This window comes from Micromonospora sp. WMMD975 (assembly GCF_029581215.1).
Taxonomy (GTDB): Bacteria; Actinomycetota; Actinomycetes; order Mycobacteriales; family Micromonosporaceae; genus Micromonospora.
This window is the reverse complement of sequence record NZ_CP120739.1, coordinates 723,417-743,964: the sequence shown is the minus strand read 5'-3', so window position 1 is coordinate 743,964 and position 20,548 is coordinate 723,417. Positions and strand designations below refer to the sequence as shown.

General features: G+C 73.4%; 18 protein-coding genes. 9 read left to right on the top strand and 9 right to left on the bottom strand.

Annotated features, from left to right (window positions below):
- The first annotated feature begins 26 nt into the window (after nt 1-26).
- The 4 genes from msrB to O7613_RS03380 all read left to right on the top strand — a co-directional run bounded on the left by msrB (nt 27) and on the right by O7613_RS03380 (nt 2,629).
- Complete coding sequence (gene msrB / locus O7613_RS03395) at nt 27-437, top strand: peptide-methionine (R)-S-oxide reductase MsrB (RefSeq protein ID WP_282292025.1); 411 nt, start codon at nt 27-29, stop codon at nt 435-437.
- 177 nt (nt 438-614) lie between these two features.
- Entirely contained in the window at nt 615-875 is a 261-nt protein-coding gene (locus O7613_RS03390; RefSeq protein ID WP_281584241.1) for a Prokaryotic metallothionein, read from the top strand.
- A 73-nt stretch (nt 876-948) separates the two neighbouring features.
- On the top strand, nt 949-1,392 hold the full coding sequence (locus O7613_RS03385) for a GNAT family N-acetyltransferase (RefSeq protein WP_282292024.1): 444 nt from the start codon (nt 949-951) through the stop codon (nt 1,390-1,392).
- A gap of 106 nt (nt 1,393-1,498) precedes the next feature.
- Nucleotides 1,499-2,629, top strand: a complete 1,131-nt coding sequence (locus O7613_RS03380) for a lytic polysaccharide monooxygenase (RefSeq protein WP_282292022.1) — start codon at nt 1,499-1,501, stop codon at nt 2,627-2,629.
- Nucleotides 2,630-2,728: 99 nt separating this feature from the next.
- On the opposite strand, the gene hemQ is transcribed toward O7613_RS03380, so the two are convergent.
- The 3 genes from hemQ to hemE are packed head-to-tail and all read right to left on the bottom strand — an operon-like array spanning nt 2,729 to nt 5,936.
- Complete coding sequence (hemQ, locus tag O7613_RS03375) at nt 2,729-3,430, bottom strand: hydrogen peroxide-dependent heme synthase (RefSeq protein WP_282292020.1); 702 nt, start codon at nt 3,428-3,430, stop codon at nt 2,729-2,731.
- Nucleotides 3,427-4,836: a protoporphyrinogen oxidase gene (hemG, locus tag O7613_RS03370; protein WP_282292017.1), complete on the bottom strand. Its 1,410-nt coding sequence runs from the start codon at nt 4,834-4,836 to the stop codon at nt 3,427-3,429. Before hemG ends, hemQ begins: the two co-directional genes overlap by 4 nt.
- Before the next feature lie 8 nt (nt 4,837-4,844).
- Nucleotides 4,845-5,936 carry a uroporphyrinogen decarboxylase gene (gene hemE, locus O7613_RS03365; RefSeq protein WP_282292015.1) on the bottom strand — a complete coding sequence of 364 codons (1,092 nt, stop codon included), beginning with the start codon at nt 5,934-5,936 and terminating at the stop codon, nt 4,845-4,847.
- Between the two features lie 184 nt (nt 5,937-6,120).
- Between hemE and O7613_RS03360 the strand changes: the two genes are divergently transcribed.
- Nucleotides 6,121-6,693, top strand: a complete 573-nt coding sequence (locus tag O7613_RS03360) for a DUF3000 domain-containing protein (protein ID WP_281584246.1) — start codon at nt 6,121-6,123, stop codon at nt 6,691-6,693.
- 222 nt (nt 6,694-6,915) lie between these two features.
- Here O7613_RS03360 and O7613_RS03355 read toward each other — a convergent pair whose 3' ends face one another.
- Nucleotides 6,916-7,452 carry a hypothetical protein gene (locus O7613_RS03355; RefSeq protein ID WP_282292013.1) on the bottom strand — a complete coding sequence of 179 codons (537 nt, stop codon included), beginning with the start codon at nt 7,450-7,452 and terminating at the stop codon, nt 6,916-6,918.
- Between the two features lie 473 nt (nt 7,453-7,925).
- Entirely contained in the window at nt 7,926-9,383 is a 1,458-nt protein-coding gene (locus tag O7613_RS03350; RefSeq protein WP_282292012.1) for a trypsin-like peptidase domain-containing protein, read from the bottom strand.
- Nucleotides 9,384-9,616: 233 nt separating this feature from the next.
- On the opposite strand from O7613_RS03350, the gene O7613_RS03345 reads away from it, so the two are divergent.
- The 4 genes from O7613_RS03345 to O7613_RS03330 all read left to right on the top strand — a co-directional run bounded on the left by O7613_RS03345 (nt 9,617) and on the right by O7613_RS03330 (nt 15,166).
- A complete protein-coding gene (locus O7613_RS03345; RefSeq protein ID WP_282292010.1) occupies nt 9,617-10,933 on the top strand; it encodes a ribonuclease D in 1,317 nt (438 codons plus the stop codon).
- A 102-nt stretch (nt 10,934-11,035) separates the two neighbouring features.
- The gene (locus tag O7613_RS03340) at nt 11,036-12,229 is read left to right on the top strand and encodes a thiolase family protein (RefSeq protein ID WP_281584250.1); all 1,194 of its coding nucleotides are present in this window, start codon (nt 11,036-11,038) and stop codon (nt 12,227-12,229) included.
- Nucleotides 12,226-14,283 carry a 3-hydroxyacyl-CoA dehydrogenase NAD-binding domain-containing protein gene (locus O7613_RS03335; RefSeq protein ID WP_282292006.1) on the top strand — a complete coding sequence of 686 codons (2,058 nt, stop codon included), beginning with the start codon at nt 12,226-12,228 and terminating at the stop codon, nt 14,281-14,283. Before O7613_RS03340 ends, O7613_RS03335 begins: the two co-directional genes overlap by 4 nt.
- A gap of 181 nt (nt 14,284-14,464) precedes the next feature.
- Entirely contained in the window at nt 14,465-15,166 is a 702-nt protein-coding gene (locus O7613_RS03330; protein WP_282292004.1) for a hypothetical protein, read from the top strand.
- Between the two features lie 56 nt (nt 15,167-15,222).
- Here the strand turns inward: O7613_RS03330 and O7613_RS03325 are convergent, their stop codons facing one another.
- The 4 genes from O7613_RS03325 to O7613_RS03310 form a co-directional block, all read right to left on the bottom strand.
- Nucleotides 15,223-15,609, bottom strand: coding sequence for a VOC family protein (locus O7613_RS03325; RefSeq protein WP_282292002.1), 387 nt, complete (start codon nt 15,607-15,609; stop codon nt 15,223-15,225).
- Between the two features lie 238 nt (nt 15,610-15,847).
- Nucleotides 15,848-18,385: a malectin domain-containing carbohydrate-binding protein gene (locus O7613_RS03320; RefSeq protein ID WP_282292000.1), complete on the bottom strand. Its 2,538-nt coding sequence runs from the start codon at nt 18,383-18,385 to the stop codon at nt 15,848-15,850.
- Between the two features lie 205 nt (nt 18,386-18,590).
- Nucleotides 18,591-19,748 (bottom strand): HAMP domain-containing sensor histidine kinase, encoded by a 1,158-nt coding sequence (locus O7613_RS03315; protein ID WP_282291998.1) that lies wholly within the window; start codon nt 19,746-19,748, stop codon nt 18,591-18,593.
- Nucleotides 19,745-20,410 (bottom strand): response regulator transcription factor, encoded by a 666-nt coding sequence (locus O7613_RS03310; RefSeq protein ID WP_282291996.1) that lies wholly within the window; start codon nt 20,408-20,410, stop codon nt 19,745-19,747. The genes O7613_RS03315 and O7613_RS03310 overlap by 4 nt, the downstream gene beginning before the upstream one ends.
- Between the last annotated feature and the right edge of the window lie 138 nt (nt 20,411-20,548).

Here is a 20,548-nt window from a genome sequence, read left to right as displayed (position 1 = left end):
CCCGACACCCGACGTACCGTGGAGGGGTGAGTCTTTCCGACAACGAACTGCCCCGCACCGAGGACGAGTGGCGGGTCCGGCTGAGTCCCGAGGAGTTCCGGGTGCTCCGCGAGGCCGGCACCGAGGCGCCCTGGACCGGCGAGTACGTCGACACCAAGACCCCCGGCGTCTACCACTGTCGGGCCTGCGGGTTGGAGCTGTTCCGCAGCGACGCCAAGTTCGACTCGCACTGCGGCTGGCCCAGCTTCGACGACGCCATCCCCGGCGCGGTCAAGGAGATCCCCGACAACACGCTCGGCATGCGGCGTACGGAGATCCGCTGCGCGCGCTGCGACAGCCACCTCGGGCACGTGTTCGAGGGTGAGGGCTTCACCCCGAAGGACACCCGGCACTGCGTCAACTCGATCTCGGTGCGGCTGGAGCCGAGCGCCGGCTGACCCCGTCCCGCCCGCGCCACTCGCGGAGGGCTCCGGCGATCGGCGGTCACCAGGGTCGACGTACGACACGCCGGGAGCGACTCGCCGTCGGGCCGGACCAGGTTCGCCGGTTTCGGTTGCTCCCACGTGTCCGCTGCCCGACCCTGGGATGACGAGTCCGTTTTCGGGGGGTTTTGCATGGCTACCTGTGAGGTTTGCGGCAACGACTACTGGATGGCGTTCGAGGTACGCACGGTGGACGGCGCCCGGCACACGTTCGACTGCTTCGAGTGCGCGGTGCACAAGATGGCACCGGTCTGCGAGCACTGCCAGATCAAGATCGTCGGGCACGGGGTGGAGGTGTCCGGCCGCTTCTTCTGTTGCGCCCACTGCGCCCGCGCGGTCGAGGGCGACCAGGGCGCCGAGATCCGCGACGCGGTCGGTGCCCGCCCGGCCTGACCGACGCCACTCCGCCGAGGTCGCGGCTCCCACCGGTGGCGGCCACCCCGCGGTCGCGGCCTAGCCTGGTGGGATGCCCGTCGAGTCCCACCAGGCCGGTTTCGCCGAACTGGACGCCCACACCTTCCACGACCTGCTCCGGCTGCGCATCGACGTGTTCGTGGTGGAGCAGTCCTGCCCGTACCCGGAACTCGACGGCCGGGACGTCGAGCCCGGCACCCGCCACCTGTGGCTGACCCGCGACGGCGCCGTCGTGGCGTACCTGCGGATCCTGGCCGACCCCGACGGCCTGGCCCGGATCGGGCGGGTGGTGGTGGCGCCGGCGGCCCGCGGCGCGGGCCTGGCCGGCGCACTGATGACCGAGGCGCTGGCCGTGGTGGGCGACCGGCCGTGCGTGCTGGAGGCGCAGACCCACCTGGTGGGCTTCTACGCCGGCCACGGCTTCACGGTGAGCGGCCCCGGCTACCTGGATGACGGCATCCCGCACACACCGATGCGCCGGAAACCAACTAATTGACGTTTGTCACTTTCTGTGGCAGCGTGCGGAACCGAGCCGCCACGCGGGAGAGGGCAACTCCCGACAGTCCGGGCGTCGTGCACCGACCCCCACCCGGAGGCTTCACATGTCCACTCCGTACCGCCGTCGGATCCCGCTCGGCGCGGCGATCCTCGGCGTCTGCGCGGTCGTCGCCGCGCTGCTCACCACCGCGTTCTCCGGCCCGGCCTCGGCGCACGGGTCCGTGATCGACCCGGCCTCGCGCAACTACAGTTGCTGGCAGCGTTGGGGCGCCGACTTCCAGAACCCGGCGATGGCCACCCAGGACCCGATGTGCTGGCAGGCCTGGCAGGCGGACCCCTCCGCCATGTGGAACTGGAACGCCCTGTTCCGCGAGGGCGTCGCCGGCAACCACCAGGGCGCCATCCCGGACGGCCAACTGTGCAGCGCCGGGCACACCTCCGCCGGCCGCTACAACGCGCTCGACACGGTCGGCGCCTGGAAGACCACGCCGATCTCCACCAACTTCAAGATCAAGCTGGCCGACCAGGCCAGCCACGGCGCCGACTACATCCGGGTGTACGTGACGAAGCAGGGTTTCAACGCGCTGACCACGCCGCTGCGCTGGAGTGACCTGGAGCAGGTCGGCCAGATCGGCAACACCCCGGCCAGCCAGTGGACGCCGGAGGCGTCGGGCGTGTCGATCCAGGTGCCGGCGAGCGCGCCGGGCCGCACCGGGCGGCACATCGTCTACACCATCTGGCAGGCCAGCCACCTGGACCAGTCCTACTACCTGTGCAGCGACGTGGACTTCGGTGGCAGCGGCCCGTCGCCGACCGCGTCCCCGACCACCTCCCCGACCACGTCGCCGACGACCCGCCCGACGACGTCGCCCACGACCAGCCCCACCACGTCGCCCACCGGCGGCCCGACGACGCCGAACCCGGCCGGCGGCTGCACCGCGACCTACCAGATCACCGGCCAGTGGGGCGGCGGCTTCCAGGCCGAGGTGAAGGTGACGAACGGCAGCGGCTCCCCGATCCGCGGCTGGTCGGTGAGCTGGAACTACCAGAACGGCCAGCAGGTCAGCTCGGCGTGGAACGCCACGGTGAGCACGAGCGGAACGCTCGTCACCGCGCGCAACGTCGCCTACAACGGGGCGTTGTCGCCGGGCGCGAGCACCTCCTTCGGCTTCACCGGCACGTCGACCGGCACCAACCCGGTGCCCGGCATCCTCTCCTGCACCACCACCGCCTGACCCGCTCCCTCCCGCCGGTTAGGCGGGGGCCCCGCTTAACACGTGTTGTTAAGCGGGGCCCCCGCCTCTACCAAAAGCGTTAAGCGGGGCCCCCGCCTTTCACGCCAGGCAGGTGACGATGTCGGCGATCGGACGACGGCGGCCGGTGTAGAAGGGGACCTCCTCGCGGACGTGCCGTCGAGCCCCGGAGGCACGCAGGTCGCGCATCAGGTCGACGATCCGGTGCAGCTCGTCGGCCTCGAACGCCAGCATCCACTCGTAGTCGCCGAGCGCGAACGAGGCGACCGTGTTGGCCCGCACGTCCGGGTAGCCCCGTGCCATCTTCCCGTGCTCGGCCAGCAACTCCCGCCGCTCGGCGTCCGGCAGCAGATACCATTCGTAGGAGCGGACGAACGGATAGACGCAGAGGTAGCCGCGCGGCTGTTCGTCGGCCAGGAACGCCGGGATGTGGCTGCGGTTGAACTCCGCCGGGCGGTGCAGCGCCATCTGCGACCAGACCGGGGTGAGCGCCCGGCCCAGCGTGGTCCGGCGGAACCGCAGATACGCGTCCTGGAGCGCGTCGCTCGACGACGAGTGCCACCAGATCATCAGGTCGGCGTCGGCGCGCAGCCCGGCCACGTCGTACGTGCCCCGCACGGTCACGTCCTTGCCGGCCAGCTCCGCGAAGAGCGACTCGACCTCCTGGCCGACGTTGTCCCGCAGCGACGGCAGCGGGCTGGTGGCCCGGTACACCGACCACATGGTGTAGCGGATGGTCTCGTTGAGTTCCCGCAGCCGCGCCGCGTTGGTCTGCTCGGTCATGCCGCCGATCCTCCCAGTGCCGTGATGATCTCTTCGGCCGCCGTCTCGCCGGAGCGGACGCAGACCGGTATGCCGACGCCGTCGTAACCGGCCCCGGCCAGCGCCAGCGTCGGGTGGGCGGCGCGCAACGCCGTCCGGACCGCCGCCACCCGGTCGGCATGCCCCGGCCGGTACTGCGGCAACGCGCCACCCCACCGCTGCACGTGCCGGGCCACCGGTGCGGGCAGCGCCGGGCCCAGCACCGCCGACAGCTCCCGGTGCACGGCGCTGGCCAGGTCGTCGTCGGTGAGCTGGAGCGACGTCTCGTCGCCGTAGCGGCCCACCGAGGCGCGGACCAGCGCGATCCCGTCGGGCCGGCGCAGGTGCCCCCACTTGGTGGTGAAGAACGTGGCCGCCTTGATCAGCAGACCCTCGCCGGCCGGCGCCAGGAAACCGGACAGCTCCGGCAGCTCCGGCCCGGGCAGGGCGAGCGTGACGAGCGCGACGCTCGCGTAGTCGAGCACGCCCACCGTCCCCGCCACCTCGGGTGCCGCGCCGGCGAGCAGCCGGGCCGCCGGCCGGGCCGGCACCGCCAGCAGCACCGCGTCGGCGTCGACGTGCTCGGGGTCCCGGGTCGGGCCGACGGTCAGCCGCCAGCCGGCCGGGGTGCGGCGCAGCTCGCGGACCGCCGCGCCCCGGCGGATCGTCGCGCCACCGGCCCGGGCCGCCGCGTCGACGAGCGTGGTCAGCCCGCCGGCCAGGGTGCCGAAGACCGGTGCGCCGGGCGCGCGCGGCGCGGCGGCCTGCGCGGCGCGTACCGCACCGACGAGCGTGTGCTCGGCGCGGGCCGCGCGGGCCAGCGCCGGCATGGTGGTCACCAGGGAGAGGTCGTCGGCCCGGCCCGCGTACACGCCGCCGAGCATCGGGTCGACGAGCCGGTCCACCACCGCGTCACCGAACCGCTCCCGGACCAGCCGGCCGACCGCGAGGTCCTCGCCGGGGGCCAGCAGCGGGCGGCCCGCGTCCCGGTCGGCGTCCGCCGCCGGCCGCGCCACCGCCGCCACCTTCGCCAGATCCCCGGGTACGCCGACAAGCGTGCCGCCCGGCACCTGGCGCAACCTGCCGTCGACGAGCAGGGCGGCCTGCCCGACGCTCGGGTGCACGATCTGCTCGGCCAGGTCGAGCCGGCGGGCGAGCGTCACCACCGCCGACTCCCCGCCGGCCGGGTCGCGCATCAGGAACGACTCGGCCCCGAACTCGACCGGGCCACCGGCCAGCGCACCGGTGCGCAGCTTGCCACCGAGACGGTCGGACTGCTCGTACACGGTGATCGCGGTGCCGGCGGGCGCGCGGTCGCGCAACCGGACGGCGGCGGCCAACCCGGTGATCCCGCCACCGACGACCGCCACCCGCCACGGACCCGCCACGACGCCCCCTAGTGGGCCGGGCGCACGGACAGCTCGTGCACCAGCGCGACCACCCGGGTCAGCACGTCGGGGTCGGTCTCCGGCAGGACGCCGTGGCCGAGGTTGAACGCGTGGCCGGGGGCCGCCCGGCCCTGCTCGACGATGCGCCGCACCTCGGCCTCCACCACCGGCCAGGGCGCGAGCAGCACGGCCGGGTCGAGGTTGCCCTGCACCGCCTTGTCCGGCCCGATCCGGCCGGTGGCGACGTCGAGCGGGGTACGCCAGTCGACGCCGACCACGTCGGCGCCGGCCTCGCCCATCGCGGTGAGCAGCTCGCCGGTGCCGACCCCGAAGTGGATGCGCGGCACACCGGCGTCCTGGAGCCCGCCGAGCACGTAGGTGGAGTGCGGCAGCACGAAACGGCGGTAGTCGGCCTCGGAGAGCGCGCCGGCCCACGAGTCGAAGAGCTGCACCGCGGAGACGCCGGCGTCGATCTGCACCCGCAGGAACGACAGCGTGACCTCGGCCAGCCGGGCGCAGAGCGCGTGCCACAGCTCCTCGTCGCCGTGCATCAGCGCCTTGGTCCGCGCGTGGGTCCGCGACGGCCCGCCCTCGACCAGGTAACTCGCGAGCGTGAACGGCGCGCCGGCGAAGCCGATCAGCGGGGTGTCGCCCAGCTCGGCGACGAGCAGCCGGACCGCCTCGTCCACGTAGGACACGTCGTCGCGGCCGATCAGGGCGATCCGCTCCACGTCGGCGGCGGTACGCACCGGCTCGGCCACCACCGGCCCGGTCCCGGGCACGATGTCCAGGTCGATCCCGGCGGCGGCCACCGGCACCACGATGTCGCTGAACAGGATCGCCGCGTCCACCCCGTGCCGGCGGACCGGCTGAAGGGTGATCTCGGTGACCAGCTCGGGCCGGCGGCAGGACTCCAGCATCGGCACGCTGGCCCGGATCTCCCGGTATTCCGGCAGCGACCGGCCGGCCTGGCGCATGAACCAGACCGGGGTGTGCGGGACCGGCTCACGCCGGCAGGCGCGCACGAACGGCGAATCGGCCGGCCCGCCACGGCGGGGTTCTCCGTCTCGGGCGGCAGTGCCCGTGGTGTCGGTGGTCATCGCGGCAATCGTGCCACGCCCCCCACCGCCCCCCGCGCCCACCGCCCGCATTTGTGACGTAGAAGGAGGGGGCCCCGCTTAACGCATTCGGTATAGGCGGGGCCCCCGCTTAACACCCCGGGCCGTGCGACGCGCCCGGCGCGCCGTCACCCACGGCGCGCCGGAGGCGGCATAGGCTGCCGGCATGGCCCCCCCGATCGCGCTCCCGGAAACGTTCGCTCGCGCGGTCGCGGGGTTGCGATCGGTCACACCCCGGCCGGAGATCGAGCTGGAGGAGGTCGGCGCGCCACAGCGGCTGGCCCCGTACGCGTTCGCCCTGTCCGCCGCGGTCATGCGCGACGACGACGAGGTGGCCACCGGCCGGCTGATCCTGCTGCACGATCCGGTCGGGCACGAGGCCTGGCAGGGCACCCTGCGGCTGGTCACCTACGTGACCGCCGAGCTGGAGGTCGACCTGGCCAGCGACCCGCTGCTGCCGGGCGTGGGCTGGACCTGGCTGACCGACGCGCTGAACGCGCAGGGCGCCGGGCACCGGGCGATCGGCGGCACGGTCACGCAGACGCTCTCCACCCGGTTCGGCGAGCTGGCCGGGCCGCCCGCCGCCGGCGACATCGAGATCCGCGCCTCCTGGACGCCGCTGCGGGCGGACCTGGGCCCGCACCTGCTCGGCTGGTGCACGCTGCTCGCTTCGACGGCTGGCCTGCCGCCACCCGGCGTCACCGCGCTGCCCACCCGCCGCTCCGCCGGCGCCGCCTGACCAACCCCCACCCACCCACCCACACCCCGGCACCCCGGCACCCCGGCGCCCCGGCGCCCCGGCGCCCCGGCGCCCCGGCGCCCCGGCGCCCCGGCGCCCCGGCGCCCCGGCGCCCCGGCGCCCCGGCGATCATGAAGTTGACGGCTGTTTCGAAGATCCAGGTCGCCGCCAACCTCATGATCGACCGGGGTCGGGGATGAGGTGAGGGGTTCGGGGGGACAGTCAGAGGTAGTTCTCGGCCTCGTTGCAGACCTTGTCGAGGCCCTTGTTGGCCGCCTCGAATGCCGCCTTGTCGTTGCGCGACGCCGCGGCGAGGGCGGCGGTCAACTTGTTCAGGCAGTCCCCGATGACCTTCTTCTGCCGGGCCTGCTCGTCCCGATCGTTCTTGGTGCCGGTCAGGTCCTGCTCGGTGTCGGCCAGCCGCTCCTGGACCGTCTTCATCTCACCCTTGAGCCGGTCGATCTCCCGCTGGTTCGCCGATATCGTGCCGTCACGCTGGCTGACCTGCTGTTCCGCCTTGGTCAACTTGCTGTTGGTGGTGACGTAGAGAGTGGTCATCACACCGCTGAGGACGACGAGCAGCCCGGCGACGAGGCCGAGGACAAGCGCGGTCCGGCCCCGCCCAGCGCCGGCCGGCGTACCCGCCGGCGGCCCGTACCCGCCCGGCCCGTATGGGGGCACCACCCCGGGCGGCCCGGACATCGGCTGCGGGTGACCGGCGCCGGAAACCGGGGGTACGGAGACCGGTGGCGCCGACATCGGCTGTCCCGGCATGAGGACCGGGGCCGCGCCGTAGCTCCCCGATCCGGGTCCACCCGGCGCGTAGCCGCCCGACCCGACCGAGCCCGGCGCGTAGCCGCCCGACCCGACCGAGCCCGGCACGTCGCTGCCCGACCCGACCGAGCCCGGCACGTAACCACCCGACCCGGGAGCGCCCGGCGAGTAACCGCCCGACCCGGTAGCGGCCGGCGAGTACCCCCCAGACCCGGCCGCGCCGGGCGGGTAACCGCCCGCTCCGGGCTCGCCCGGGGTGTACTGACCGGGCACGGGCTGCTGGGGTCGAGCGGGCTCGGGCCGGGCCGGCTCGTACGGCGCGGGCGTGGGCCGGTTGCCGTAGACCGTGCCGCCCGGAGGCTGGGGCGGTTGGCCATCCGCTCCGGTCGGTGGCTGGGACATGTCGTTCCTCCAGATGTGCTGGTCCCCGTGGGGGCGGGCCGAGGTCGAGCCACCGATCAGCAGAGCTCGAACCGGTCGCATGCGGTCTTGATCGGCACCGCCAGGCCGATCCCTTCGGCGTCGCGGGCCTTGGCCGTGGCGATGCCGACAACTTCCTTCGACCCGTTGATCACCGGGCCGCCGGAGTTGCCGGGATTGATCGGCGCGTCGAACTGGATCACCGGGCCGGAGGCCCTCTCGTCCTCGCGGAAGGCGCTCACCACACCCGTGGTGACGCTGTCCTGGAGCCCGAGCGGGGCGCCGACCACCACGATCTGCTGGCCGGACTTGACCGGCGCACGCGCCGCGACCAGCCCGCCGAACTTCGCGGTGGTGCGCAGCTGCGCCAGGTCCTTGTCCTTGTCGGTGTCGATAATGGTCGCCTCGAACCGCTGGTCGGTGCGCTCCAGGAACACCTTGCGCTCGCCCGCGGCGAAAACCGACTCCACCACGTGGAAGTTGGTGAGCAGCGTGGTGCCCCCGCCGGACGGGGCCTTGCCGATCGCGAACGCCGTACCGGTGAACTGACCGGCCCGCACCCGGAACACGCTCGGTAGCACCGCGCTCGCCACCGCCTCCGGGTTGAAGGCGGCGCCGGCCTGCTTCTCCAGGCTCCCGGCGCGCTGCTCCAGCCCGTCGAGCCGGCGGGCGTCCACGCCCTGGGCCTCCGCGGACCGCCGGTCGGCGGCGGCGAGTCGGTCGTCGAGCCGGTGGATCTGGTACGCCTGCACGCCCGTGATCACCGCCAGTACGCCGGCCAGCGCCAGCGCCACCAGCGGCAGCGCGCCACGACGCCGGGGCCGCTCGGGATGGCCGGCGAGCGGTGGTACGCCGAACCCGGATTGCCCGGGACCGCCGGCCGGTGGGCCCGGATGGGCAACACCCGACCCCGGCTGGCCCGGATAGGCAGGGCCGGAAACCGGCTGACCCGGCCCCGGCTGGCCCGGATAGGCAGGGCCGGAAACCGGCTGACCCGACCCGGGCTGACCCGGGTAGGCAGGGCCGGAGACCGGCGACCCGGGGTGCGGCGCTCCGGCGGCCGGCCGCTCCGGGTACGGGGGCGCCGGTTGGGCCGGGTACGACGCCCCGGCAGGCTGCCCCGCACGTGCGGGTCCGGAATTCGGCCGGGCCGGATACGCCGGACCCGAGAACGGATAGGCCGGGCCCGGGGTGGGCTGCGACCCCGAACCAGGGGACGGCTGGGTCGGAACGACGGGCGATGCCGCGCGGGCTCCCCCGGCCGGCGGACCGGCGTGGTCGGCCGGAGCGGGATACGTCGTGCCGGGACCTCGGTGACCGGCGCCGAAGGTCGGGTGGGCGGGCGACGCGCCCGCACCGGACGCCGGTCGCCCCGGATAGCCGCCGCCCCACGCGGAGCCGGGTGGGACGATGCGCGGCGGGAGCGGCCCCGGCCGGTCTGTCCCGTCGCCGTCCTGCCCCGGCACGCCGTCACCGGTTCCGTACCCGCCTGCCATGATCGCCCGTCCTCCCCGCCGGCTCCGCCGACGTCCGACCGCTGTCCCGGCCGCCCCCGCGCTGCTCACGGCTCGATGGACCGTACCGGCGGGAACAGGGTTTGTCTTCCCCGTTGTCCGACCCTGTCACGCATGCGCAACCCGTCACGTTCCGGACAACCGGCGGACATCCGTTCGACACGCGCCGGACCCGGCTGCGCGCGCCGCGTCGTCCGGCCCACTAGGGTTGTCAGGTGACCGACGAACCACCCCTGCGCCGTCGGGCCGCTGAAAGCCGTACGGGAGAGGTGTCTCCGCATCCGTCGTCGGCCGTGCCGGAGCCGGCGGACGCGGGGACCGAGACCGACCCGGGCGCAGCCGTCCCGCTGACCGCTCCGCGCGATGGCACCCCCACGCCGGTGGCCACCTCGACCGAGCTCGACGAGGTGGTGGCCCGTTTCGCGGCCGGCACCGGCCCGGTGGCGCTGGACGCCGAGCGCGCCTCCGGTTACCGCTACAGCCAGCGGGCCTACCTGGTGCAGCTGCGTCGGGCGGGCGCCGGCACCGCGCTTGTCGATCCGCTGCCGCTGCCGGACCTGTCCGCCCTGGACGCGGCGATCGCCGAGGCCGAGTGGGTGCTGCACGCCGCCAGCCAGGACCTCGCCTGCCTGGCCGAGGTGGGGTTGCGTCCGCGCCGGCTGTTCGACACCGAACTGGCCGCCCGGCTGGCCGGGTTCGACCGGGTCGGCCTGGCCGCGCTGACCGAACAGCTGCTCGGCTTCAGCCTGGAGAAGCACCATTCCGCGGCGGACTGGTCCAGCCGGCCGCTGCCGGAGTCCTGGTTGACGTACGCGGCACTTGACGTGGAACTTCTGGTCGACCTGCGCGACGTGCTGGACGCCGAACTCGACCGGCAGGGCAAGTCGGGCTGGGCGGCGGAGGAGTTCGCCGCGCTGGTGCGCAACGGCGCCCGCCCGCCCCGGGTCCGGGCCGAGCCGTGGCGACGTACGTCCGGGATCCATCGGGTACGCGGCGCCCGCGCCCAGGCCCGCGTCCGTTCCCTCTGGTACGCCCGGGACCAGATCGCGTCCCGGCGGGACGCCGCCCCGGGCCGGGTGCTGCCGGACTCGGCGATCGTGGCGGCGGCCGAGCTGGATCCGAAGGACGAGAAGGCCCTGCTGACCCTGCCCGGGTTCGGTGGTCGCTCGGTGCGCCGGCTGGCGCGTACCTGGTTGGCGGCGTTGGACGACGCACGCCAACTGCCGGACGACGCGCTGCCGGTGAGCCCGACGGTGGAGGGCCCGCCCCCGCCGCACCGGTGGGCGGAGCGCGACCCGGTGGCGGCGGGCCGGCTGGCCCGCTGCCGGGAGGTGGTGGTCGGCACCGCCGCGGCGCACCGGCTGCCGGCGGAGAACCTGATCGCGCCGGATTCGATCCGTCGGGTGGCCTGGCAGCCGCCGGAGGAGATCACCGACGACACCGTCGCGGAGGCGCTGCGTACCCTGGGCGCCCGCGAGTGGCAGATCACGCTGCTCCTGCCCGCGCTCACCGGGGCTCTGCACACCCCCTGATCCCGGGCGTGGGTGTGGGGTGGGCCACACGGGGGGTGGTGACGCCACTGGTTACTGGCGAGTAGCATCCGGGGAAATGGCAAGTGCCGAGGGAGGCTCCAAGTGCCCCGTGAAGTTCGAGATGTCGTCTTCGTCGACGGCGTCCGTACCCCGTTCGGCAAGGCGGGTGGGATGTACGGCAACACCCGCGCCGACGACCTGGTGATCCGCTGCATCCGTGAGCTGATGCGCCGCAACCCGCAGCTGCCGCCGGAGAAGGTGGAGGAGGTGGCGATCGCCGCCACCACCCAGATCGGTGACCAGGGCCTGACCATCGGCCGCACCGCCGCCCTGCTGGCCGGCCTGCCCAAGACGGTGCCCGGCTTCGCCATCGACCGGATGTGCGCCGGCGCCATGACCGCCGTCACCACTGTCGCCTCCGGCATCGCCGTGGGCGCGTACGACGTGGCGATCGCCGGCGGCGTCGAGCACATGGGCCGCCACCCGATGGGCGAGGGCGTCGACCCCAACCCACGGATCGTCGCGGAGAAGCTCGTCGACCCGTCCGCCCTGGTGATGGGCGCCACCGCGGAGAACCTGCACGACCGGGTCCCGCACGTCACCAAGGAGCGCACCGACGCGTTCGCGCTCGCCTCACAGCAGAAGACCGCCAAGGCGTACGCCGACGGCAAGCTCCAGGGCGACCTGGTGCCGGTCGCGGTGCGCGACGACGAGGGCGGCTGGGGCCTGGCCACCGTGGACGAGGCGCCCCGGGACACCTCGATGGAGAAGCTGGCCTCGCTGAAGACCCCGTTCCGCCCGCACGGCAAGGTCACCGCGGGCAACGCCGCCGGCCTGAACGACGGCGCCACCGCCGCGCTGCTCGTCGCCGAGGAGACCGCCCGCGAGCTGGGCCTGCCGGTCGGCATGCGGCTGGTGTCGTACGGCTTCGTCGGCGTCGAGCCCGAGGTGATGGGCGTCGGCCCGATCCCGTCGACCGAGAAGGCGCTGCGCATCGCCGGCCTGAGCATCGACGACATCGGCCTGTTCGAGCTGAACGAGGCGTTCGCGGTGCAGGTGCTCGCGTTCCTCGACCACTTCGGCATCGCCGACGACGACCCCAGGGTCAACGCCTGGGGCGGCGCGATCGCCATCGGTCACCCGCTCGCGTCCTCCGGCGTCCGGCTGATGACCCAGCTCGCCCGGCAGTTCGCCGAGCACCCGGAGGTCCGCTACGGCCTCACCGCCATGTGTATCGGCATCGGCATGGGCGGCACCGTGATCTGGGAGAACCCGCACTGGGAGGGCGACAAGTGAAGGCACCGAACGAGGTCGTCACCAGGGCGCTGCTGCGTCAGGTGACCGTGCCGGGGCTGGACCGGCCCGCCGCCCTCATCACCCTGGACAACGGCTTCGACCACACCAAACCGAACACCTTCGGTCCGGACGGCCTGACCAGCCTGGACGAGGCGATCACCGCCGCGCTGGCGGCGAACCCGGCGTTCGTCGCGGTCACCGGCAAGCCGTACATCTTCTGCGTGGGCGCGGACATCGTCGGCCTGCCGGCGCTGGCGAACCGCGAGCAGGCGCTGGAGATCGGCCGGCTCGGCCACCGGGTCTTCGCCCGGCTCAAGGACAGCGACGTGCCGACCTTCGCGTTCGTCAACGGTGCGGCCATGGGCGGCGGCTTGGAGCTGGCCCTGCACTGCCACTACCGGACGCTGTCCGCCGGCGCGGCGGCCCTGGCGCTGCCCGAGGTCTCGCTCGGCCTGGTGCCCGGCTGGGGCGGCACCCAGCTCCTGCCGAACCTGATCGGCATCCCGGCCGCCACCCAGGTGATCCTGCAGAACCCGCTGATGCAGAACAAGATGCTCAAGCCGAAGCAGGCCGCCGAGATGGGCATCGCGGACGTGCTGCTGGAGCCCGCCGACTTCCTGGAGCGGTCCCTGGAATGGGCCGCCGGCGTGGTCCGGGGCGAGGTCACGGTGAGCCGGCCCGAGGTCGACAGAGACATGTGGGCAGGTGTGCTCTACTTCGCCCGGCAGACCCTAGACCAGCGGCTGCACGGCGCGGTCCCGGCCGCGTACAAGGCGTTGGACCTGCTGGAGACCGCGAAGGACGCGGATTTCGTCGCCGGCACCGCGGCCGAGGACGAGGCGCTTGCCGACCTGGTCTTCTCCGAGGAGCTGCGCAGCGGTTTGTACGCCTTCGACCTGGTGCAGCGGCGGGCCAAGCGCCCGGCCGGCGCGCCGGACAAGGGCCTTGCCCGGCCGGTGACCAAGGTCGGCATCGTCGGCGCCGGCCTGATGGCCAGCCAGCTCGCGCTGCTGTTCGCCCGCCGCCTCCAGGTGCCGGTCGTGATGACCGACCTCGACCAGGCGCGCGTGGACAAGGGCGTGGCCTACGTACACACCCAGGTCGAGAAGGCCGTGAGCAAGGGCCGGATGGACAAGGGCACCGCCGCCAAGCTGTACGGCCTGGTCAGCGGCTCGGTCGACAAGTCCGTGTTCGCGGACGCCGACTTCGTCATCGAGGCCGTCTTCGAGGACCTGTCGGTCAAGAAGCAGGTCTGGGCCGAACTGGAGAAGATCGTCAAGCCGGAGGCGGTGCTCGCCACCAACACCAGCTCGCTGTCGATCACCGAGATGGCAGCCGACCTGGAGCACCCGGAGCGGGTCGTCGGCTTCCACTTCTTCAACCCGGTCGCGGTGCTGCCGCTGCTGGAGATCGTCCGCGGCGAGCGGACCGACGACGCCACGCTCGCCACCGCGTTCGCGGTCGGCAAGCAGCTCAAGAAGTCGTCGGTGCTGGTGAAGGATGCCCCGGCCTTCGTGGTCAACCGGCTGCTGACCCGCTTCCTCGGCGCCGTCTTCGCCGCCGTCGACGCCGGCACGCCGCTGGACGTGGCGAACAGCGCGCTCGATCCGCTGGGCCTGCCGATGCGTCCACTCGCGCTGCTCCAACTCGTCGGACCGGCCGTGGCGTACCACGTGGGTGGCACCCTGCACGAGGCGTTCCCGGACCGCTTCGGCGTCAGCGAGAACCTCAGGCGGATCGCCGACTCCGGCCAGCCGATCGTGGTCGACGACCAGATCAACGACGAGGTAGCGAAGCTGCTCGTGGTCGGCGACCAGCCGCTCACCGGCGAGCAGGTCCGGCAGAACGCGCTCGACGCGCTGGCCGAGGAGATCCGGCTCATGCTCGACGAGGGTGTCGTCGCCGAGGCGCAGGACCTCGACCTGTGCATGATCCTCGGCGCCGGCTGGCCGTTCCATCTGGGCGGCGTCACGCCGTACCTCGATCGGACCGGCACGTCCGAGCGGGTGACCGGCCGGCGGTTCCTGCCGCGCGGGGTGGCCAGCCTGCGCTGACCCGATCCGCGACCGATCGCGGTGGCCGGGCCGTCCGGAACGGACGTGCGGCCACCGCGATCGGCGTTCCGGTCCCGGCCACGCGTCCCGGCCTGGTCACACCGGCCCTTGGGGCGGACGGCGGGCCGTCGGCGGCGGTAGCTACCATCACGCGTCCAGCATTCTCACCGGAGCCGCCCTCATGTCCCAACCGCCGTTCAATCCCTACCCCGGCACCACTCCCCCGCCGCCGCAGCAGCCCGGTGGATACCCGCCGCCGCAGCCGCCGTACGGCGGTGACCAGCTCGGCGCCCCGCCGAAGAAGAAGTTCGGGGCCGGCAAGATCCTGCTGATCGTCCTGGCGGCCGTCCTGGTGCTCTGCCTCGGCGGCGGCCTCGTCCTCTGGCTCGTCGCCGGCGACGAGGTCAAGGACGTCGTCGCCGCCACCAGGACCCGCGTCGTCGAGCCCACGACGCTCGGCGGCCGGCCGAAGGTCAGCGAGCCCCAGCTCCAGTCCCTCGCCTCGCAGATGAAGAACGACCTGAGCAAGGACGTGCCGAACGCGACGAGCACGGCGGGCGCCTTCTACGGCGACCCGGAGAAGAAGGACCTGGTCATGATCGTCGGCGTCTCCGGCGTCATCGCCGACCCGAAGAAGGAGATGGCGGACGCCATCACCGCGATCACCCCGGAGCTGGGCGCGAAGGAGTTCAAGGCGGTCGACGCCGGGCCGCTCGGCGGCGACGCCGAGTGCGGCGACGGCAAGGCGCAGGACATCCCGGTGGGCGTCTGCGTCTGGGCCGACAAGGGCAGCCTCGGCATGGTGGTGGCCTATTTCAAATCCGCGACCGAACTCCAGTCCGAGTTCGTCGACCTGCGCGGTGAGATCGAGAAGAAGGACTGACACCGCCCGGAGCGCCGGACCCCCGCCGTCGGCGGGGGTCCGGCGCCGTTTCCGGGTCAGGCCGACGCGGCGCGTTCCGCCTCGCCGCGGCAGACGCAGAACTCGTTGCCCTCCGGGTCGGCGAGCACCACCCAGCCGGTGCCGTCCGGCCGGCGCCGGTCGGCGACCACCGTGGCGCCGAGGTCACGCAGTCGCGCGACCTCGGCGTCCCGGGTGCCCTCGGCCGGCTGCAGGTCGAGGTGGAACGCGCCCTTGCCGTGCCGCTCGCCCACCTCGACGAAGAGCAGGTCGGGGCCGTGCCCGTCGGGCGAGACGAGGACGGCCTCCGGGTCGCCCGGGAAGTCGTCGTCGGCCAGTTTGCGGTCGAGCACCCGGGCCCACCAGGTGGCCAGGGCGTACGGGTCGTCGGATTCGACTGTCACGCAGTGGATCTGTGCACGCACGGTGCTTCCTCCGGTTCGGGTGCGCCCCGCCGGAGTGCGACGGTCAGCGAGGAACGCGGGGCGCGGAACGATGCAGAACGGACATCACCCCACCCCCTTCCACCTCTCGGCTGACGACCCGATCGTGTCACCCGACACGGCCCGGTGACAAGGCGTGGGCGTGTGCGGGCCAGCGCGGGCGTTAAGAAGGGGCCCCTCCTCTACCGAAAACGTTAAGAAGGGCCCCCTCCTTACATCCTCACGGGGCGAGGAAGACCGCCTTCGCGCGCCAGTCGACGCCGTCGACGGCCGGGCCGCTGCGCACGGTGAACGTGGCGGTCGGGGCGCCGTCGGCCCACGCGGTGGCCGACAGGTCACCGGTGTTCCGGTTGACCTTGTAGAGGGTGTCGCCGGCGACGAAGACCGCGCCGGCGTCGGCGAGACCACCCGACCCGGACACCGTGAACCGGTCCGCGCCGACCGTGCCGCTGTCCGGGGTGAACCAGCGCCAGAACAGGCCGTTCTGCCCGGTGAGCGTGTAGTAGAGCCGCCCACCGAGGTGGAACATCCCGGTCACGTTGGGGATCTCGGTGTAGAAGCTGCTGTTCACCCCGACGTACGTCTGTCCGGTCGGGCCGGAGTCGGTCTCCACCGTGTCCCAGTAGGCGTCGTGGTAGGGGTCGACCAGGGCGGGGGTGCCGAACGTGGTCCCGTCGAACGTCCGCCGCCACAGCGCGCCGTCCATCCCGTAGAACAGCGTGCCGCCGACCCAGAACGCGCCCTTCGCCGTGGACCAGGGGGTGTCGTCGGGGTTCGCCACCGGGCTCGCCGCGCCGACCGTGGTCGCCCCGTCGTACGACCGGGCCTGCACCTCGTCGCCGGTGCCGGGGGGCGGCGGGCCGGTCTTGACGATCTCGATGCCGTTGACCAGCGGGTTCTCCGTCACGTGGCGGAACTCCAGGTCGATGGCGCCGTCGCTGACCACGGTGAACTCCCGCATGGTGCCCACGTTGTGCCCGGGGTCGACCGCCAGGTCCAGGTCGTCGAGGACGGTGGTCCCTTCCAGCGCCACGTCGAAGACGCGCTTACCGGCGGTGGCGGTGCCGTCGTACCGGTTGGCCAGGTAGAGCCGCACCTGCACCTCGGTCCCGGTGGGCACCGGGAACTGCCAGGTCATCTCCGGCGCGCCGGCCCCGTCGTACCGTTCGGTGCTGTAGAGGGCGGCCGGCGTGCCGGTCGGCACGGTGGCGTCCACGGCGCCGACCGCGTTGAAGCTCGACGCGGAGCTGCCGCTGTTGTGGTACGGGCTGGGGTTGCCGCCGTCGTCGGCCGCCCAGTCCGGCCCGTCGGTGGCGGCCACGGCCGGGCCACCGGCGTTGATCCGGTAGAGCACGTTCGTCGGCTTGGGCACGCCGGCCTGGTAGACCGTGCCGGGCAGGGTGGCCGACGTGGTCGGGTGCGGGGCCGTGCCGCCGGCCAGCGGGAAGAACGCGATCCGCTCCCGCCGGTACTGGAAGTTGCCGATGAACGGGGTGTCCCCGCCGACCCAGAGTCCGGACGGGGTGACGAGCATCTCGGAGGCGCCGATGCCGCGCGGGTGCCGGCCCGGGTTCCAGGACAGCGGCAGGCCGGTCTGCGGGTCGAGCGCGGCGATGCTGGCCCGGCCGACCGCGCCGGCCCGGGCGTTGTCGGCGCCGGTGCTGTTGTTGAGCCAGCGGAAGTGGCCGCCGACGTAGACCGCCTTCTCGCTGGCGGCGACCGACAGGAACGTGTCGCCGCCGGTGTAGTCGATCCAGGTCGGTTGCCGGTCCGCGCCGGTGGTGCCGGCCTCCCAGCGGGCCGCCGCGTCGCAGAGCGTGCCGCCGTACGGCGAACCGGTGGTGACCACCACGAAGTAGCTGCTGTCCGGGGCGTACGCGATGTCCCGCATGTAGGAGTCGAACGCCTGCCACTTGCAGCGCGGCGTGTACCGGCTGGTGTTCCAGTCGGCCACGGTGGCGGCGGTGGCGCCCAGGTCGAGTTGGACGATCTGGTCGTGCAGCACCCCGTCGGCCTTCTTGAAGTTGCCGATCACGACGAGCCGCGTGCCGTCCGGGGAGGCGGCCATCTTCTCCACACCGACGCCGGCGTTGGATCCGCTGACCCCGTCGTAGTTGTGGTGTTCGGTGAGCGCCGTGGTGAGATAGTCGTCCACCGCGCCGGTGGTGGCGTTCAGCGAGGCCAGACCGCCGCGCGGGTTGGGGTTGCCGGCGGCGGTGAAGATGCCGCCCACCAGCAGCCGGTCGCCGACCAGGGCGATGTCGTTGATCAGCCCGTTGAACGGCGGTGGCGTGAAGCCGGTGACGAGCGCACCGGTGGCGACGTCGAGCAGCGCCACCTTGCGCCGGGTCACCCCGTTGACGGTGTTGAACTTGCCGGCGACGAAGACCGTGCCGGGGGTCGGGCCGGCGACGACCGCGTACACCTCGTTGTCGACCGACGGCGCGAACGCGGTGTCGACGGTGCCGGTGGCCTTGTCGAAGGCGAGCAGGTAGTTGCGGGTGATGTCGGTGTCGGAGTCGCGGTTCTGCACCGTGCTGAACGAACCGGCCACGATGATCTTCGTGCCGGCGTCGTGGATCGCGTCGACGGTGCCGTCCGTGATGTCGGGCGAGGTGGCGGCGGGGGTGTCCCGGACCACTGTGGTGTGGTCGGGCGCGGCGCCGGCGGGCGCGGCCGGGGCCAGGCCGGCCACGGTGAGCGCGACGGCGGCGAGGGCCGCGAGGGCGCGGCGGCGCGGGGCCGAGGGGTGGGTCACGGGCAGCTCCATAGGATCGTCGGTGAGGCGTGTCGCACCGCTCACCCTGAGCCACGACCACACCGCCGTCCAGCGTGCGGCAAGCTTTCTGACCGACCACCGTGCCGCCGCGCCCGTCCACCCGCCGCGACCAGCCGGGACAGCCGGGTCGGGCCACACGATCAGGTGGCAGCGGGTGTACGCCCGGGCGGGCCCGGATCGGCGGTCAGGTGGCCGCCGGCGGGTCGGCTGACGGAAGGGTGACCGTCACCTCCAGGCCGCCACCGGGCTGGGCGACCGCCTTCACCGTGCCGCCGTGCGCGTCGCAGACCGCCCGCACGATCGACAGGCCGAGGCCGGAGCCACGCGCACCGGTGCGTTCCTGCCCGCCGCGCCGGAACGGCTCGAACAGCCCGGGCACCTCGGCCGGCGTGACCTCGAAACCGGTGTTCCCCACCACCAGCCAGGACCGCTGGCCGTCGGTGCCGGTGCGCACCCACATCCGGCCGTGCAGGTGGTTGTAGCGGACCGCGTTCTCCACCAGGTTGCCGGCCAGCCGGTCGAGCAGCCCCGGGTCGCCGACCACCGGCGCCGGGCGCAACGACGTGTGCACCTTCAGGCCGATCCGCTCCACCTCCCGGGACACCGCGGAGAGCGCGTTGGCGGTGCCCACGGCGAGGTCGCTCTCGGCGCGGCGGGCCAGCCGCCGGCCGGTCTGCGCCTCGCTGCGGGCCAGCACCAGCAGCGCGTCGACCAGGCCGTTGGCCCGCTCCGACGCCTCCCGCACCACGCCGGCCATCCGCCGGTACTCGCCGAGGTCCGCGTCGTCGTCGCTGAGGGTCACATCGATTTCGGTACGCATCACCGCGAGCGGGGTCCGCAGCTCGTGCGAGGCGTTCGCGACGAACCGCTTCTGCGCCTCGAACGCGGCGGTGATCCGGTCCAGCATCGCGTCGAACGTCTCGGCCAGCTCGGCCACCTCGTCGTCCGCACCGGACCAGCCGATCCGCTCGTCCAGCGTCGCCTCGCCGAGCCGGCGGGCGGTGGCGGTGACCTGGTGCAGCGGGCGCAGCGCGCGGCCGGCCACCAGGTACGCCCCGGCCACCCCGACGACGCTTATCGCAAGCAACGCCAGCAGCCCCTTGACCAGCAGCTCCCGCGAGGCGGCGTCGACAAGTTGCCGCTGCCACTGCCCGGCGTCGAGGGTCCGGCCGTCGGTGAGCACCACAGTGGTGCCGGGCAGCAGCTCGTCGGTGGGGCGCAGCGCGTCCCGGACCAGCAGCCACGCCAGCAGCACCAGGATCGCCCCGGCGCCGACCAGGAGCACGCCGTTGAGCAGGGTCAGCCGCAGCCGCAGCGTCGGGCGTACCTTCCGCGCCGTCACTGACCGAACTCGATCCGGTAGCCCGCGCCGACCACCGTGTCGATCAGGGGTGGGTCGCCGAGCTTCTTGCGCAGGGTCATCACGGTGACCCGGACGATCGTGGTGAACGGGTCGGTGTTCGCGTCCCACACCCGCTCCAGCAGCTCCTCGCTCGACACCACCGCGCCGCGCGCCCGGAGCAGCTCGGTGAGCACGCCGAACTCCTTGTTGGTGAGGTCGAGCGGCGCGCCGCCCCGGGTCACCACCCGGCGGGCCGGGTCGAGTTCCAGGTCGGCCACCGCCAGCACCGGCGGCGCGGCCGGGGTGGCCCGCCGCCCCAGCGCCTGCACCCGGGCCACCAGCTCGTCGAAGGCGAACGGCTTGGCCAGGTAGTCGTCGGCGCCGAGCTGCAACCCTTCGACCCGGTCGGCGACCGTGCCGCTCGCGGTCAGCATCAGCACCCGGGTCAGCGCGCCGGAGGCGGCCAGGTCGGCGCAGATCTGGTCGCCGTGCACGCCTGGTAGGTCCCGGTCCAGGACCACCACGTCGTAGCGGGTGACGAACGCCGCCTCGTGCCCGGCGTTCCCGTCGTAGGCGACGTCCACCGCCATGCCGCGCTTGCGCAGCCCGCGCGCGATCGCGTCGGCGAGGTTGCGCTCGTCCTCGACCACAAGTACCCGCATCCCGGCCTCCCACTTGGTGACCTCCCACAACCTAGTGCCGGGGGCCAAACCGGCCGGCACCCGCCGCCGTTGCAGAAAACCTTCGGGTACGCGATGCTCGCCGGCAGCGAGCGACAACCGCCTCCGGCCACCGGCCGG

Coding starts and splice junctions, on each gene's coding strand:
- O7613_RS03390 (WP_281584241.1), top strand. CDS start 615: ATGGCTACCTGTGAGGTTTGCGGCAACGACTACTGGATGGCGTTCGAG.
- O7613_RS03385 (WP_282292024.1), top strand. CDS start 949: ATGCCCGTCGAGTCCCACCAGGCCGGTTTCGCCGAACTGGACGCCCAC.
- O7613_RS03380 (WP_282292022.1), top strand. CDS start 1,499: ATGTCCACTCCGTACCGCCGTCGGATCCCGCTCGGCGCGGCGATCCTC.
- hemQ (WP_282292020.1), bottom strand. CDS start 3,430: ATGACCGAGCAGACCAACGCGGCGCGGCTGCGGGAACTCAACGAGACC.
- hemE (WP_282292015.1), bottom strand. CDS start 5,936: ATGACCACCGACACCACGGGCACTGCCGCCCGAGACGGAGAACCCCGC.
- O7613_RS03360 (WP_281584246.1), top strand. CDS start 6,121: ATGGCCCCCCCGATCGCGCTCCCGGAAACGTTCGCTCGCGCGGTCGCG.
- O7613_RS03355 (WP_282292013.1), bottom strand. CDS start 7,452: ATGTCGGCGCCACCGGTCTCCGTACCCCCGGTTTCCGGCGCCGGTCAC.
- O7613_RS03350 (WP_282292012.1), bottom strand. CDS start 9,383: ATGGCAGGCGGGTACGGAACCGGTGACGGCGTGCCGGGGCAGGACGGC.
- O7613_RS03330 (WP_282292004.1), top strand. CDS start 14,465: ATGTCCCAACCGCCGTTCAATCCCTACCCCGGCACCACTCCCCCGCCG.
- O7613_RS03310 (WP_282291996.1), bottom strand. CDS start 20,410: ATGCGGGTACTTGTGGTCGAGGACGAGCGCAACCTCGCCGACGCGATC.